Genomic DNA, 10,924 nt, shown 5'->3' with positions numbered 1-10,924 from the left:
ACGTAAAGTTATCATTGAGGTACGCACAGAGATATGGAATTCGTACAGGAGTCGAGCGGGTGCAAGCAGACTACGCCAAGCCTCTGGCCGAGACGCCTTCTGACTAATTCCGAGAACACCGGCCTCATCTACTGGGGCAGCGGTTCTCAGCTCCTGGTGCTATCGGGTCCCGCGGTCCACCGCGCCCTTCTTGGGTCGGTGTAGGGGGGAGACGGCCTTGTCGGGATCACCTCGACTTGGCGGCACGTGTCCTGAACGAGGCACACCAGCGCAGATGATGCAACGCCGACCATAGCGGGAGTCAGCGCTACCAGGCACAGAAGCGAAGCACACACCCTGCTCCGGCAAGGACTCCGCACAAGTGCCGCACCGACATGCGAAGCGACCCCTTCTAGCGTGGGGCTGCGAAGCGTGCCGGGCATAGACGCGAAGCAGCGCCTTCTCCGGAGGGAATGCGAAGCGTGCCAGACCAAGGCTCTCGGGAGCTTCCGAGCCCGATCCTGCCCCCGCATCACACGGATGCGGGAACGAGGCGGGAGACGGGAAGGAACCCCCGGGGCGGAGACCACCTGCACCAGACCAGGTGCACCAGGCACCGGACCCCGTCCATGCGACGGAGCACCGGCCATCAACGACGGCAGCCGGAAGGAGGCGAGAACGACATGACGAGCCCGACCACGGCCATGCCATCCGCCTGCCCCCACCGAGGGCGCCGCACGGCAGCCCGGACGGTCGAAGCCACCGGCCCCGGCCGTGCCCTCAGCCCCGTCCCGACGGGGCGCGTCCCGGCCCTGCCCGGCCCCGGCCAAACTCCGGCAACGCACCCCGCCCCGGCCCTTCACCTCTCCATCGCCGAGCGCCCGAACCTCCACCCACGACCAACCTCCGCCCCGGCAGACCACCCCGACCGGCGCTCCCCGTCCCTCCGTCGTCGCCCGCCTGAACAGCACGGGAAACGCACCCCGCCCCGGCAACGCACCAGGCCTGGCCCGCCCGCCACCGCTCCATCGCCGAGAGCCTGAACCGCAAGAGCAACGCGACCAGGGCATGAGACGCACCTTCGACCGCGTTGCCGCCACTTCATCGCCGACCGTCACGAACCGCCCTAAGCGAAGGACATTGCTTTGGGAGCGAACTGCGATGCGACGTGATGCGGAAAAGCGGCGCGGGTCCGGCCGGAGCGGTGTGCCCCGGCCGACCCTTTCCGTTTCCGATTCTCATGCGGCCCCGACGAGTTCAGCGGGCTCCTCCGTCCTTTCGCGGTGATTGCCGCGCAGGTTGAGGAATCCGAGGACCACTGCCAGCACCGCCGCGGCGAGCGGAACCAGCAGCGCCGCCCGGTACCCGGCGAGCACCGCGCCCGGTGCGTCCGAAGCGGTCGCGGCGACATTGACCGCCGCTACGGCCGCGAGCCCGATCGCAGCGCCGAACTGGAACGAGGTGTAGAGCAGCCCGCCAGCCAATCCCTGCTCCTCCTCCTTGATCCCATTGGTGGCGATGATGGTGAGCGGTCCATACGCCAGCGTGAACGCCAGGCCGAGCGACACCAGACTGGGCAGCATCGCCGCATAGGACCAGTCCGCCCCGGCCGGCAGGAACAGCGCGAACGACAGCGCCGCGAAGCCGAGCCCCGCGAGCAGCACCGGGACGTTCCCGAAGCGCCGCACCAGCTTCGGGGTGACGGTCGGAGCGAGGATCACGTCGATGCCGACGACCAGCATCGCCAGGCTCGACTCGATGGTCGACCAGCCGCGCAGTTCCTGGAGGTACAGCACCACCAGGAACTGGAACCCGAAGAACCCACCCATGAACAGCACGCCGATGAGATTCGCCCGCAACAGCGGGCCCGAGCGGAAGATCCCCAGGCGCACCAGCGGATTCGCGGTCCGCCGTTCCACGGCCACGAACACCGCGAGGAGCACCAGGCTGGCGGCGATCGTGGCCCCCGTCATTCCGATGCCGACGTGGGTGGCCCGCTCGACGCCGAGGACGAGCAGCACGACCGCGCCGGTGATGGTGAGGCCGCCGAGCAGGTCGAAGCGCTGCCCGCTCCTGTCGGGGCGCTCGGACTTCGGGATCACGGCCAGCGCCGCGACCAGCAGCACCAGCGAGAGTCCGACCGGTGCGAAGAACACCCAGCGCCAGTCGACGGCGGTCAGTAGTCCGCCGATGACCAGGCCGAGGGTGAAGCCGCCGGCGCCGATGCCGCCGTAGATCATCAGGGCGCGGTCACGTTTGGGTCCCTCCTCGAACGTGGTGGTGATGATGGACAGTCCGGCGGGTGTCATGAAGGCGGCGGCGAGGCCGGTGATGAAGCGGGCGGCGATGAGCGTCGCCCCGTTCTCCGCCAGTCCGCCGAGCCCGGAGAACAGCAGGAACACGATCAGCGCTGCCAAGAAGACCCGGCGGCGTCCGAACATGTCGGCGGCCCTGCCTCCCAGCAGCATGAATCCGCCGTAGCCGAGGACGTAGGCGCTGACGATCCACTGGAGCGACCCGGTGGTCAGGCCCAGGTCCGTCCGGATCGATGGCAGGGCGATATTGAGCATGGCGATGTCGGTGCCTTCCAGGAAGATCGCTCCTGAGAGGACGATCAGCACACCCCATTCACGGGCTTTCATGGGAACTCCTTGACGCTGGTTCGGTTGGCTCGGTAATCGTGAATCCGATGCGGGGCGGGAACAATGGCGAAGAACGCAACGTTCGGTAAGTGAGACTTACCGATCGAGGAGAGCGCCGATGGAACGCGATGAGCTGGAGAGCTTCCTGACCCTGGCCGAGGAGCTGCACTTCGGTCGCACGGCGACGCGGATGCGGCTGTCCCGCGCGCGGATCAGCCAGTTGATCCAGCGACTGGAGCGCCGCCTGGGCGCCCCGCTGTTCGAACGCACCAGCCGCAGCGTCAAGCTCACGGACCTGGGGCGGCGGTTCCGCGACGAGGTCGAGCCGCACCATCGCGCCATTGCGGACGCGCTCGCCCGCGCCGCCGCCGAGGCGAAGGGCCTGGGCGGGATGCTCCGCGTCGGCTTCGGCCCGGCGCTGTCCGGCGAGGTGGCCATGAAGGCCGCGGACAAGCTGCGCGCCGACCACCCCGAGCTCGACGTCGAGGTCTGCGAGATGTCGTTCACCGACCCGTTCGGCCAGCTGCGCGAGCGCTACTACGACGTGCAGGTCATGGAGCTGCCGGTCCGCGAGGACGACCTGGCCAAGGGGCCCACCCTGCTCACGGAGGGCCGGATGCTCGCGGTCGCCGCCGACCACCCGCTGGCCGCGCGGCCGTGGCTGACCATGGAGGACCTGGCAGAGACCGTGCTGCTGGCGGTGGAGGGCGACGCCCCGGACTACCGCCGCGAGGTCTCCGAACCCCATCGGACCCCGCTCGGCGCCGAGATCGGCCGCGGCCCGAGCATCACGACCTTGCAGGAGGCGCTCATGCAGGTCGCCGCGGGCAAGGGCTCGCTGCTGCTGGGGGCGCGCACCGTCGAGTACCAGCCCCGGCCCGGTGTGGTGTACCGCCAGGTGGTCGACGCGCCGGTGGTGCGTCACGGCCTCGTGTGGCGGGCGGGGGAGGAGACCCGCGCGGTCAAGGCGTTCGCCGAGCGGGCGGCCGCAGCGGCGGCGGCCGAGGCCGAAGGGGTGCGCGAGCAGGCCGCGATGATCCCGGAGTACACCGGCTGAAGTACCCGGGTTGAAATACACAGGCTGACCGGCCGCGGCACCCGCGGTTTCGGATGATTCGGGGATATTCGGGGCGGATCGTGTTTTGATGCGGAACGCAGGCCCTTGACCGCCTGCCTCGTCATTCACCGGGAGGTCAGCCATGACTCAGCCGCCGCAGTCGCCGTCGTCGCCCGAAGAGCCGCAGCCGCCTTCGAATGAGCCTCCCGCCCATCAGCCACCGGCGTCGGACCAGCCCCCCGCGTACCAGCCGCCCCCGTCGAGCGACCCGCCCGCGTATCCGCCGCCGACGTCGAATCCGAACTGGCCGCCCGCGCCGCCCCCTCCACCCCCGGTCGGCCAGCCGCCCGCCGGCGGCGATAAACCCAGGACGATCGGGCTGCTCGCGCTGATCTTCGGCGCCCTCGCGCTGCTGCTCGGGCTCATCCCGGTCGCCGGGCTCTTCATCGGCGGCCTCTTCGGCATCGCCGCGATCGTGCTCGGCATCATCGGCATCATCAAGTCGCACCGGATCATGTCGATCATCGGCATCGCGCTGGCCGTGGTCGGCGGCATCATCTCCTGCGCCATCTCCGGCCAGTTCGCCGACGACTTCAAGGACGACCTGGAGGACATCAACACACCCGGCTACTCGGACACGGGCGACAACGACCCAGGGGAGGGCGGCTACTTCTTCTCCGGCCCGGGCCGGGTCGTCACCGAGTCGGTCGAGCTGGACGGGCAGTACTACTCCCTGGACGTCACTCATCAAGACGACCGGACCGCGTAAAGGACTACGAGTTCGCCTTCGAGCGGCAGTGACGCAGGCAAGACGAAGGGTCCCGACCGCTGTGCGGTCGGGACCCTTCGTTTCGTTCAGATGCTCAGACCTTGGACAGCTGCGGGTTGCGCAGCGGCTCACCGTTGCGGTGGAGCTCGCCGAGGGCTTCCTTCCAGGACTCGATCAGGCCGGTCGCGTGGTAGGGAATGTCCTTTTCCTTGCAGAACTCCTCGACGATCGGCTGGGCCTTGCCCAGGTTGACCGACGGCATGCCCGGGAAGAGGTGGTGCTCGATCTGGTAGTTCAGGCCGCCCAGCGCGAGGTCGATGACGACGCCGCCCTTGACGTTCCGCGAGGTCAGGACCTGCTTGCGCAGGAAGTCCAGCTCGGTCTTGCCGGTGAAGGTCGGCATGCCCTTGTGGTTGGGGGCGAAGATCGAACCCATGTACAGGCCCCACACCATCTTGTGGATCAGGATGAACACGACGGCCTTGCCGGGAGAGAGCACCATGAACACGGCGGTGAGGTAAAGCGCGAAGTGCAGGAACAGCAGCGCCGCCTCAGTGCCGCGCTGCTTGAGCCCGGGCTTGACGACCGACTTGACACCCGAGACGTGGAGGTTGAAGCCTTCGAGGGTGATGAGGGGGAAGAACAGGTACGCCTGGTACTTGTTGATGAAGCGGATCACCGAGTGCGCCATGCGCTGGCCCATCGCCTGGTCCTTCGACCAGACGAGGACACCCGGCTGCACGTCGGGGTCGAGCTCCTCGTGGTTGGGGTTGGCGTGGTGGCGGTTGTGCTTGTCGTTCCACCAGCCGTAGCCCATGCCGTTGGCGAAGTTGCCGGTGAAGAAGCCGATCCGCTGCGAGGCGTTGCGGGAGCGGAAGACCTGACGGTGCGCGAGGTCGTGGCCCAGCAGCGCCACCTGCGCGGAGACGACGGCCATGAACACGGCCATGAGCATCTGGAACCAGGTGTTCCCGATGACGGCGAAGGCAACCCAGCTGCCGGCGAAGATCAGACCCATGATCGTGAACCGGACCGCGTAGTACCCGGGACGTCGCTTCATCAGGCCGGCGTCGCTGATGCGTCGGTTGAGTTCGGCGAAGTCGCTGCCCGCGCGTGCGGGGGCCGGGGGTGCGGCTGGTGCAACTGGTTCGGCGATTGCCATGGATCGTCCGTTCTGTCGATGTCGGTGGTCCACCTCTAAGCCTGCCGCGTTCGGGCTCAGAAGTAACTACTGCCACCCCGCCAATGGGGGTAGTGTTAACCCCCCTCTTTCTGGGCCTGGTGTTCGAAAAGGGTTTGACCCCATGTCGGCGGCGGCGTCTATCCTTCACAGCATGCCCATTCGTGACGAGATCTTGATCCGCGCGCGCGATCTGCGCAAGAGCTATGGCGAGTACGAAGCGGTCAAGGGGGTCGACTTCGAGATCAAGCGGGGTGAGGCCTTCGGCTTCCTCGGCGCCAATGGAGCCGGCAAGTCCACGACGATGCGCATGATCGGCTGCGTCTCGCAGCCCAGCGGCGGCACTATGGAGGTCTTCGGCCTCGACCCGCACACCGACGGCCCCGCCATCCGGTCCCGCCTCGGCGTCGTCCCGCAGGACAACACCCTCGACGGCATGCTGACCGTGGTCGAGAACATGACCGTCTACGCCGGGTACTTCGGCATCAAACGCAAGCAGGCCAAGGCGAAAGCCGCCGAGCTGCTGGAGTTCGTGCAGCTCACGGCCCGTTCCGAGGACCAGGTCTCCGACCTCTCCGGGGGCATGCAGCGTCGCCTCGCCATCGCCCGCTCGCTCATCAACGAGCCCGATCTGGTGATCCTCGACGAGCCCACCACGGGCCTCGACCCCCAGGCGCGCCACCTCGTCTGGGAGCGGCTGTTCCAACTCAAGGAGCAGGGCACCTCGATTCTGCTCACCACCCATTACATGGACGAAGCCGAACAGTTGTGCGATCGCCTCGTCGTCATGGACGAGGGCCTCATCATCGCCTCTGGCTCCCCGCGCGAGCTCATCGACACCCACGTCACCAAGGAGGTGGTGGAGGTGCGCTTCTCCGGCATCCACACCACCGACCTCCACGACATCGCCGAGAAGCTCGAAGGCATCGGCGCCCAGATCGAGCCGCTGCCCGACCGCATCCTGGTCTACACCGACGACGCCGACGCCACCGCCATCGCGATCGAGGCCCGCGGGATCCACCCCACCTCCCAGCTGGCCCGCCGCGCCACCCTCGAAGACGTCTTCCTGCGCCTGACCGGCCGGGCCCTGGTGGAGGACGAGTAATGGCCACGCTCGCCGAAACCGAGGCGCCGCAGGCGAAGGCGGCCGAACTGTCCTACCTCGTCGGGGCCTGGCGCGCCTTCGGCCTCCAATGGGCCCTGTACCGCCACATCTGGAACGGCACCGTCTTCACCTCGGTGTTCCTGCCGATCCTCTACATGATCTCGATCGGCATCGGGGTCGGCTCCTACATCGACCCCGGCGCCACCGGCGGCCTCACCTACGCCGAGTTCATCGCCCCCGGCCTGATCTGCTCGGTCGCGGTCATGATGCTCGGCAACGACATGGTCTACCCCGTCTTCGGCGGCTACCACGAATGGGGCGGCGGCTACCTCCACCAGCGCTCGACCCCGCTGCGCCCGGTCGACATCCTCAACGGCCACCTCGCCTACGCGGTGATCTTCCGGCCCTTCACCTCCTGCACCGTGGTCGCGATCGTCCTGGCGTTCTTCGGCGTCTACACCTCGTGGTGGGCGGCGCTGGCGGTCATCGCCGCGTTCGGAGTCTCGGCCGCGCTCGCCCCCTGGCTGCACGCCTGGTGCTCCAGCCTGAAGAACGACGCGATGCTCAACTCGGTCTACCGCTTCGCGATCATGCCGATCAGCCTGTTCTCCGGCGTGTTCTTCCCCGCCGAGCAGATGCCGGGCTTCCTCCAGCCGCTGGTGTGGATCTCGCCGCTGTGGCACGGCACCGAACTGGCCCGCGCCGCCACCGCCGGGGCGGCCACCGCGCTGCCGCCGGTCGCCCACCTCGCCTACCTCGTCGCGCTCGCGATCGGCGGCTGGTTCCTCGCCCGCCGCGTCATCGCCCGCCGACTGTCGTTCTAGGAGCGCCCAGTGTCCGTCATCGCCTATGCCGCCGCCCGCACCAGTTTCAAGCGGTCCGGTTCCCTGCTGCACCGCAACTGGATCGCCATGCGCCGCGCCTGGGTCCTGATCGTCTCCGGCGCCTTCGAATCGCTGCTGTTCCTATTCGCCTTCGGCTTCGGCGTCGGCGCCCTGGTCGGCGACATCACCCTGCCCGGCGGCGAGACCATCTCCTACACCGCCTACGTCGCCCCCGCGATCCTCGCCAACGCCGCCATGATGGGCGTGCTCGCCGAGACCTCCATCAACGTCTTCGCCAAGTTCAAATGGATGAAGCTCTACGACGGCATCCTCAACACCCCCTTGCGGCCCTGGGAGGTCGCGCTCGGCGAGGTGTGGTGGGCGCTCATCCGCGGCGGCATTTACGTGGCCATGTTCGTCGCCGTCATGGGCGCCTTCGGCCTGCTCGACTCGTGGTGGGCGATCCTGGCCGTCCCGGCCTGCGTGTTCATCTCCCTGGCCTTCGCCGGGATCGGACTGACGCTGGCCACCCTGTTCCGCGACTGGCCCGACTTCGACCTGATGATGGCCTTCGTGTTCGTCATGTTCCTGTTCGGCGGCACCTTCACCCCGGTGGAGGCCTACCCCGAATTCGTGCAGCCGATCGTGTACGTCATGCCGCTGTTCCACGGCATCGAACTGGTGCGGGGGATCAGCCTGGGGCAGTTCGGGCCCATGATGCTCGTCCACGTCGCCTACCTGTGCGCCTTGGCGATCGGCGGCACCTGGATCGCGCAGCGCCGACTCTCGAAGGCGCTCTACAAGTAGGACGAAACTAAGAAGAAATTCTTCAAATGTGACCTTCACAACGAAGTATTTCTTCGATATCGTCCCGTTATGACACGAGGCAAACCCTCCCGTCGCCTTATCGTCCTCATCGCGGCGTTCGCGCTTGCCATCGCCGGGGCCTTCGCCCCCGCGATGGTGGCGGGCGCTGACGAGGTCTCTGCGCAGGCGGTCACCCACAAGAGTCCGTTCAACTGCAACAAGACGTTCTACGCCAACAACTGGACCGGCGGTCACAACCCGAGCAACACGATCGACTGGCAGAACTACGGCGGCGACGCCATCGGAGGCGAGACCGTGCGGGCCACCGCCGGCGGTACCGCCTACTTCTACAACGAGGGCAATACGAGCTACGGCCAGTGGGTGCAGATCGTCCACTCAGACGGTTCGCGCACCCGCTACGCCCATCTGGCGACGATGAGCGGCTCGGTCGGCTCCAGCATGGCCGTCAGCCAGGGCACCAAGATCGGCACCGTCGGCTCCACCGGCGGCTCCAACGCCCCGCACCTGCACTACGAGCAGCGTAACTCCTCGGGCACCGTCGTGACCCCGACAGTCGACGGCGTCACGGTTCCCCTGGGCACCAAGAAGGCCGTCAAGAGCACCAACGCCTGCGGCGGCAACCCTTACACGGCGACGGAGGTGTGCGGTTCGGGCTACAGCGTCATCAACTCGCACGCCGTCACCGGCGGCTTCATCTACCTGACCTACAACGCCTCCAACGGCTACAACTGCGTGGTCACGTTGAAGAGCACGAGCCTCGGCACGGCCTCGGCGGTCTCGGCCTCACTGCAAGTGGAGGGCGGCACCGTCACGACCGACTCGGGCAACTTCGCCTATTACGCCGGGCCGATCCGGAAATCGGCCGGGTCGACTTGCGTGAAGTGGGGCGGCTCGGTGGGATCGAGCTCCTGGACCAGTGCATGGAGTCACTGCGGCTGAGCAGAGCCGGGTCGGGCGGGGGGATCCTCCGCCCGACCCGGCCCGATAGGGTGGGGCCCGTGAGAACCGTGCTGCGACTCCTCTTGGTAGCCATGCTGGCCTGCGCGTCCACCCTGGTGCCGACGGCGGCCCAGGCCTCGGGCGGCCCGACCGTCCTGATCGTCACCGACGGCAATGGCGACGGCGAGGTCGTCCGGTACGCGATCGAGCGCCTGGAGATGGAGGCGCGGCGCTGGGGCTTCACCTTGATCGAAGGAGACGCGTCCAGCCTGGACCAGCCGCTCGCCACCGTCGGCGCCGGCGGCGTCGACGTGGTCATGCTCCTCAATACCGGCGCGGACGTCCTCGACCCCGGCCAGCGGGAAGCGTTGCAGGCCTTCGTGGAGGGCGGCGGCGGCCTGGTCGCCACCAACTCGGCGGCCGCGAGCGAACCCGACTGGGACTGGTACCGGCAGCTGCTCGGCGCGACCGCCCTGTCGGCGCCGGTGGACGACGCCAAGGAGACCGTCACCTTCAACTCGGGCTCGCCGATCACCGACGGCCTGGACGATGAGCTGGAGCTGACCGACCTCTGGTACTACTTCGACCCCGAGCCGGCCGAGCCCGAATCGGTCATCCTGGCGCAGTTGGACTCCGGCGACCCCGCGGCCTGGAGAAGCGATGAGTACCAGGCCTTCTACGCCGTTCCCGGCGGGGCCGCCGACACCTGGACCGAGCGTGACTTCCTGCAGCTCATCCGCCAGGGGATCTGGTGGGCCGCAGGCGAGGACGGTGAGATGGTGCAGAACTCCGACAGTGCCGCCCCGGCGTGGCCGTACACGTGGACCTTCGCCCTGTTCGTGCTGGCCGTCGCCGGGGGCGGATCGATCGCGGTGTGGCGCTTGGACAAGGCCGAGCGAATCCGGACCGCCGACGCCGGGTAGCCGTTCGCCGTTCGCGCCGAGCGCCTGCCGCCGGTTACAGGCGCCCGGTGATGACCGTCTTGACCTCGGCGACGCCATTGTTGAAGTGGGTGATGGGCTCGTCGTCGGGCTCCTCCACCGGGGGGCCGGAGCGGGCCTTGACCGAGACCTCCTCCAGCGACAGCACCATGATCGCCACCGCCGAGAGCTCCTTGGCACTGGGCTCCCTCGACCTCTCGGAGCGCCCGAGCGACATCCGCTCGATCAGGGCGCGCATCGCGTTCCAGCGTTCGTCCTCGTCCGTGACCACCCGCGCCTCGCCGTGGACGACCACGCTGCGGTAGTTCATCGAGTGGTGGAACCACGACTTCGAGAAGACCAGTCCGTCGACGATGGTGGCCGTCAGGCACACGGGCAGGCCGTCGCCGGCGGCGCCGAGCCCGAGGCTCGATCCGGTCGAGCCGTGGAAGTAGACCGTATTGCCCACGCGCACCGGGAAGGTCGGCAGGACCCGGGGGGCGCCGTCGCGGCCGACGAAGGCCACATCGCAGAAGAGGGCCTCGTCGAGCACCTGGTACGCCGGGGCTTTGGTGTAGTCGATCTTCTCTTTGGATCGCATCGGGGTGGTGCGGTCGGTCTGAGTGAAGATGGCAGCCATCGGGGGGACTCCTGTCTGCAATTTATGTACTGGTACAGTTA

The 10,924-nt window shown here is 67.9% G+C and carries 10 protein-coding genes; 7 read left to right on the top strand and 3 right to left on the bottom strand.

Annotation, left to right across the window (positions count from 1 at the left end):
- Positions 1-1,217: 1,217 nt before the first annotated feature.
- Positions 1,218-2,621, bottom strand: a complete 1,404-nt coding sequence (locus FAB82_RS00590) for an MFS transporter (protein ID WP_136532586.1) — start codon at positions 2,619-2,621, stop codon at positions 1,218-1,220.
- Positions 2,622-2,739: 118 nt separating this feature from the next.
- Here FAB82_RS00590 and FAB82_RS00585 point away from each other — a divergent pair, with 118 nt between their 5' ends.
- The gene (locus FAB82_RS00585) at positions 2,740-3,678 is read left to right on the top strand and encodes a LysR family transcriptional regulator (protein WP_136532585.1); all 939 of its coding nucleotides are present in this window, start codon (positions 2,740-2,742) and stop codon (positions 3,676-3,678) included.
- 142 nt (positions 3,679-3,820) lie between these two features.
- Positions 3,821-4,447 carry a CD20-like domain-containing protein gene (locus FAB82_RS00580; protein WP_136532584.1) on the top strand — a complete coding sequence of 209 codons (627 nt, stop codon included), beginning with the start codon at positions 3,821-3,823 and terminating at the stop codon, positions 4,445-4,447.
- Positions 4,448-4,541: 94 nt separating this feature from the next.
- Here the strand turns inward: FAB82_RS00580 and FAB82_RS00575 are convergent, their stop codons facing one another.
- Positions 4,542-5,609: a fatty acid desaturase family protein gene (locus FAB82_RS00575; protein ID WP_136532583.1), complete on the bottom strand. Its 1,068-nt coding sequence runs from the start codon at positions 5,607-5,609 to the stop codon at positions 4,542-4,544.
- Between the two features lie 172 nt (positions 5,610-5,781).
- Between FAB82_RS00575 and FAB82_RS00570 the strand changes: the two genes are divergently transcribed.
- The 5 genes from FAB82_RS00570 to FAB82_RS00550 all read left to right on the top strand — a co-directional run bounded on the left by FAB82_RS00570 (position 5,782) and on the right by FAB82_RS00550 (position 10,246).
- Complete coding sequence (locus FAB82_RS00570; RefSeq protein ID WP_136532582.1) at positions 5,782-6,732, top strand: ABC transporter ATP-binding protein; 951 nt, start codon at positions 5,782-5,784, stop codon at positions 6,730-6,732.
- Entirely contained in the window at positions 6,732-7,556 is an 825-nt protein-coding gene (locus tag FAB82_RS00565) for an ABC transporter permease (protein WP_136532581.1), read from the top strand. Before FAB82_RS00570 ends, FAB82_RS00565 begins: the two co-directional genes overlap by 1 nt.
- Positions 7,557-7,565: 9 nt before the next feature.
- Complete coding sequence (locus FAB82_RS00560) at positions 7,566-8,363, top strand: ABC transporter permease (RefSeq protein ID WP_246039384.1); 798 nt, start codon at positions 7,566-7,568, stop codon at positions 8,361-8,363.
- A gap of 69 nt (positions 8,364-8,432) precedes the next feature.
- Positions 8,433-9,323 carry a M23 family metallopeptidase gene (locus FAB82_RS00555; RefSeq protein WP_136532580.1) on the top strand — a complete coding sequence of 297 codons (891 nt, stop codon included), beginning with the start codon at positions 8,433-8,435 and terminating at the stop codon, positions 9,321-9,323.
- Between the two features lie 59 nt (positions 9,324-9,382).
- The gene (locus FAB82_RS00550) at positions 9,383-10,246 is read left to right on the top strand and encodes a ThuA domain-containing protein (protein WP_168801354.1); all 864 of its coding nucleotides are present in this window, start codon (positions 9,383-9,385) and stop codon (positions 10,244-10,246) included.
- Positions 10,247-10,280: 34 nt separating this feature from the next.
- On the opposite strand, the gene FAB82_RS00545 is transcribed toward FAB82_RS00550, so the two are convergent.
- A complete protein-coding gene (locus tag FAB82_RS00545) occupies positions 10,281-10,883 on the bottom strand; it encodes a pyridoxamine 5'-phosphate oxidase family protein (RefSeq protein ID WP_136532578.1) in 603 nt (200 codons plus the stop codon).
- Between the last annotated feature and the right edge of the window lie 41 nt (positions 10,884-10,924).

The sequence above is a fragment of the Glycomyces buryatensis genome, assembly GCF_004912275.1.
GTDB lineage: Bacteria > Actinomycetota > Actinomycetes > Mycobacteriales > Micromonosporaceae > Glycomyces > Glycomyces buryatensis.
The sequence above is the reverse complement of the archived record's forward strand: the minus strand, read 5'-3'. Positions and strand labels throughout refer to the sequence as shown.

Coding starts and splice junctions, on each gene's coding strand:
- FAB82_RS00590 (WP_136532586.1), bottom strand. CDS start 2,621: ATGAAAGCCCGTGAATGGGGTGTGCTGATCGTCCTCTCAGGAGCGATC.
- FAB82_RS00585 (WP_136532585.1), top strand. CDS start 2,740: ATGGAACGCGATGAGCTGGAGAGCTTCCTGACCCTGGCCGAGGAGCTG.
- FAB82_RS00580 (WP_136532584.1), top strand. CDS start 3,821: ATGACTCAGCCGCCGCAGTCGCCGTCGTCGCCCGAAGAGCCGCAGCCG.
- FAB82_RS00575 (WP_136532583.1), bottom strand. CDS start 5,609: ATGGCAATCGCCGAACCAGTTGCACCAGCCGCACCCCCGGCCCCCGCA.
- FAB82_RS00570 (WP_136532582.1), top strand. CDS start 5,782: ATGCCCATTCGTGACGAGATCTTGATCCGCGCGCGCGATCTGCGCAAG.
- FAB82_RS00565 (WP_136532581.1), top strand. CDS start 6,732: ATGGCCACGCTCGCCGAAACCGAGGCGCCGCAGGCGAAGGCGGCCGAA.
- FAB82_RS00555 (WP_136532580.1), top strand. CDS start 8,433: ATGACACGAGGCAAACCCTCCCGTCGCCTTATCGTCCTCATCGCGGCG.
- FAB82_RS00545 (WP_136532578.1), bottom strand. CDS start 10,883: ATGGCTGCCATCTTCACTCAGACCGACCGCACCACCCCGATGCGATCC.